Origin of the sequence: Pseudomonas caricapapayae (assembly GCF_001400735.1) — a bacterium.
Classification (GTDB): domain Bacteria; phylum Pseudomonadota; class Gammaproteobacteria; order Pseudomonadales; family Pseudomonadaceae; genus Aquipseudomonas; species Aquipseudomonas caricapapayae.
Genome location: NZ_LJPW01000081.1, coordinates 1 through 3,947 on the forward strand (window position 1 = coordinate 1; position 3,947 = coordinate 3,947).

At 48.3% G+C, this 3,947-nt stretch carries 4 protein-coding genes; all 4 read left to right on the forward strand.

What is annotated here, in order from left to right; genetic code table 11:
• A partial coding sequence (locus ALO80_RS31290) for a ParB N-terminal domain-containing protein (protein ID WP_055009227.1) occupies nucleotides 1-1,341 on the forward strand: 1,341 nt, incomplete at its 5' end.
• 52 nt (nucleotides 1,342-1,393) lie between these two features.
• The gene (locus ALO80_RS12395) at nucleotides 1,394-2,293 is read left to right on the forward strand and encodes a DNA adenine methylase (RefSeq protein WP_055009228.1); all 900 of its coding nucleotides are present in this window, start codon (nucleotides 1,394-1,396) and stop codon (nucleotides 2,291-2,293) included.
• 275 nt (nucleotides 2,294-2,568) lie between these two features.
• The gene (locus ALO80_RS12400) at nucleotides 2,569-3,282 is read left to right on the forward strand and encodes a hypothetical protein (RefSeq protein WP_055009229.1); all 714 of its coding nucleotides are present in this window, start codon (nucleotides 2,569-2,571) and stop codon (nucleotides 3,280-3,282) included.
• Nucleotides 3,283-3,290: 8 nt separating this feature from the next.
• On the forward strand, nucleotides 3,291-3,947 hold a 657-nt coding region (locus ALO80_RS12405; protein ID WP_055009230.1), incomplete at its 3' end, for a TIGR03759 family integrating conjugative element protein.

The window sequence follows — 3,947 nt, forward strand, 5'->3', positions numbered from 1 at the left end:
CCTGAGGACGCAAAGAAGATCCTGAAATTAGCTGACCACATAGCTACTCATGGTCTCGATCCCACCGAGCTCCAATTGGTGATGCCAGCACCTGACGACTGTTATATTGTTCTAGAGGGTAATCGCAGACTTACAGCACTTAAGCTGCTTCAAAAACCTGACCTTTGTCCTAGTGAAAAACTAGTAAAGCCTTTTATGGCAGCCCATAAAAAAATCGGCTCTGAGTTTCCCACTCAAATTGAGTTTAGTATAGTACCGACACGAGAAGATGGAGACATCTGGGTTGAGCTGAAGCACACGGGCCAGAACGGAGGTGTAGGCCGTGTTAACTGGGATAGCGACATTCGTGATGAGAGACGAGCGAGGCAAACTGGAATTGAGTCCATAGGCAGGCAAGTACGGAATCTAGTAAGCTCCAATGAGAAAATCTTCTCAAACAACACTATTAGTGACATTTTTTCTATACCTGTCACCACGCTTACAAGGCTTTTTTCATCCAAACCGGCTCAAGAAATTTTTCAATTAAAAATTATTAATAAAGAGATTATTCCACAGCTAAAACTTGAGTATATCGCTCCAGCAGTTGAGTTTGCAATAGACCTCTTTAAAAACGAGGATTACAATGTAAACGATATAAGAAGTGATGATGATCGCAAGCTTTTCATGACCCACATCCCACCTGAACTGCTACCTCTTAGTATAGTAAGAAAGCAGGCCACAACTGCCGATACTGGACAAGGTAATCAGGACAGTGGAACTAAAGGCATTAGCTCGAGTAATCCAAGCACCGCTGGCACCCACTCACCTGCCGGATTATCAAGCGCCGCAGGTATAGAAACGCCTTCTGCAACGGGGCCACGTACCAAAGCCAAACCTTCTTCTAAAGCTCGCAAATACCTGCTCCCTTGGTCTTTAAATGTTTCTAATTCGCGGATCAATGAAATCTACCGAGAACTCAGAAAGAATCTCGAAGTTGATACGTGCCCTAATGCCGCCGCGATCACATTCAGAGTATTCATTGAAACGAGTTGTGACGATTTCATCGTACAAGAAAAAGCTAGAAATACCCCAATCATTCGCGACGATAACAGAAAGCCGTTGACCGAAGATATGTCTTTAGCCTCTAAAGTTATAGGTATTGTCAAGCACTTGGAGCTAGCTGGTAAGATTGATAAAAATCAGAGCAAAGCCATTTCTAAGCGAGCGAACGATAAAGACACTCTTGGGTCAGTTGATCACTTCAATCAGTTTGTCCACAGCTCTGCTAGTTCACCGTTACCTTCTGAGCTTAAGGATATCGCAGATGAATACCGCCCTATGCTCGAAGCGATTTGGAAGTAATTTATGCAAAAGGCAATGAACAAAAAAAACCTTATAAATCGGCGTCAAACCAATGGCTATTAGAGTGTTCTCAACGCCTCTGCGATACCCTGGTGGCAAGGGTAAATTCTCCCATTTTATCAAGGATGTCGTTGAGGAAAATCAGCTGCTTGACGGACACTACGTTGAACCTTACGCGGGAGGTGCGGGGGTAGCGCTTGAGTTACTTTTTCATGAGTATGCTTCGAAAATTCATATTAACGACATAGATCCAGCAATTTATACGTTCTGGAACGCTGCCGTCTTTCAGACTGAGGAGCTCTGCAAAAAAATATATGATACTGAAGTCACGATGGATAACTGGCATCTATCTAGAAAAATACTAAACAATATAGAAGATTACTCGTCAATTGAAATAGCGGCTGCGACATTTTTCCTAAATCGTACAAATCGCTCTGGCATTCTAAAAGCAGGCGTGATTGGCGGAATTGCCCAATCTGGAAAGTGGAAATTGGACGAGCGCTTCAACAAGACAGATCTAATCCGAAGAATCGAACTCATTGGAAGATACAGCAATCGAATTCACGTTTACAATTTAGACGCCGTAACATTACTCGAAGACGTCGTTCCTACACTGCCTAAAAAGACTCTGGTATATCTAGACCCCCCATACTACATCAAAGGCTCAGGCCTATATAGAAATTTCTATGAACACGACGACCATGTAAGGATTGAAAAAGCATTGCAATGCGTTACTAAGCCTTGGATAGTTTCGTATGACAATGTTGATAAAATAAAACAGATCTATAGAAATTATAGACAGGATGAATACTTTTTGAGCTACACCGCTCAACTGAAGAAAAAAGGTTCAGAAGTCATGATATATGGACCCGGCATAGCTGTACCCAAAAATGGCTTACATAAGAAAATCACGCCACATATCACAGCCCCTTCCATAAAGACTGGCTCATAACTCACATATACCAATACGGGTTTGATACGTCCTCAGCCCAACCTATCAAATTTTTCAAAATGAATACCTCGATCGTTAGTTTCGTCGAGGTACGCATCGTAGACTTGTCGATCAAGGATTCTGGTTCCGCGCAGCCCAGTATTTTTGGCAAGTAGCTCAGTCATGGGACAGCTTGCCCTGCGCTTTTACAAACCCAATCAGACTGAAAAACGGTTTCCTGCTGCTTCAGATCTTTGATTTTGCGAACGTGCCTCACATCTTGAGTGAGGTCCTCCATGAAGCTGCCACTGCGCCCTTCTCCTTCCCGCGCCAACGTACTGCAAATCCTGGCCTTGATCGTCCTGACCTGCATGCTGGTCTACCAGCAGTGGCAGATTCTCCACCTGAAAACAGGTTTTGAGTCAGCTGCAAACCTGGAAACCGTCAACGCCATAACCCAACGCATTAATGGCGTGGATGACCGGCTCGATGCCGCCAGCCAGCTGAAGTCAGTAACCATCGATGATTTCAGGGCCGCCCAGCAGGCGCTGTCAAACCGCATCGATGCCGTTCAAGCCCTCCTGAAGCAGGTGCAAGAGGCGGCGAAGGACGCTGCCCAGCAGGGTGCCACAATGGAAGAAGTTGTGGTCATGGGGGCTCGGATCGAGGAGCTGCAGGTGAAACTCCAAGACCTGCGCGCGGCTAAACCCGCACCTGCTCAAGTTACGGCTGCGGCCAGGCCAAAGACTCCAGCCCCCTCCCGCAAAACAACAGCACAAACCAAAGTTCCGGAGGCTCCTCCCCCGTTTTCAGTCGTGGGTGTGGAGTATCGCGGAGGCGAACGTTTCTTGTCAGTTGCGCCGCCTGGCAGCACTCAGCTGAGTCAGCTGAACCTAGTACGCCCGGGCGACATGGTTGCGGGGAGCAACTGGCAGCTCAACAGCCTGGATGACTCCCGCGCCCTGTTCAGCATCAACGGCTCAACCCGCATTCTGCCCCTGCGCCCTTAGAGGTTCACATGACCGTTTACAACCTGCGAATGTTCACACTAACGGGAGTCATCCTGATCACAGCAGCTGGCATGACCAACGCTGCAACCAACAGCTCCGCACAGTCCACCAGTAGAGAGCAGCAGAGCGCCTTGCTGGACAGCCAGTCGCAATCGAGCGACGAGATGCTGGCACGAGACTGGAGCCTCAGTCCTCAAGAATGGCAGCGCTATCAGACGCTGATGCAGAGTTCACGAGGTGTGTATTCCCCCGGGCTGGATCCGCTGACTGCATTGGGTATCGAAGCCCGCAATGATGAAGAGCGCCGGCGGTATGCAGAGCTCCAGGTCAAAGCCGAGGCGCAGCGCACGGCAAAAGAGTTAGCGTATCAACGTGCATACGATGATGCCTTCAAACGCCTCTATCCCAATCTGATTCCCATCGCCAGTTCGGCGTCCCAAGGGGCGACAGCGAGCCCTGCTAACCAGGGCAATGGCCGATTGGCAGTGTTCGTTAAGGACGACTGCCCGGAGTGCTCAGTTCGAGTGAAGGCCCTTCAAGCTCAGAAGCAACCGTTTGACGTCTACATGGTGGGTAGCCAAAACGACGATGAGCGAATTCGCAACTGGGCGATTGTCTCGGGGATCGACCCTGCGAATGTCAGAACCCGACAAATCACCCTCAAC

What these genes read in the sequence shown, in the direction of transcription:
- ALO80_RS12395 (WP_055009228.1), top strand. Translation starts at nt 1,394, where the DNA reads ATGGCTATTAGAGTGTTCTCAACGCCTCTGCGATACCCTGGTGGCAAG.
- ALO80_RS12400 (WP_055009229.1), top strand. Translation starts at nt 2,569, where the DNA reads ATGAAGCTGCCACTGCGCCCTTCTCCTTCCCGCGCCAACGTACTGCAA.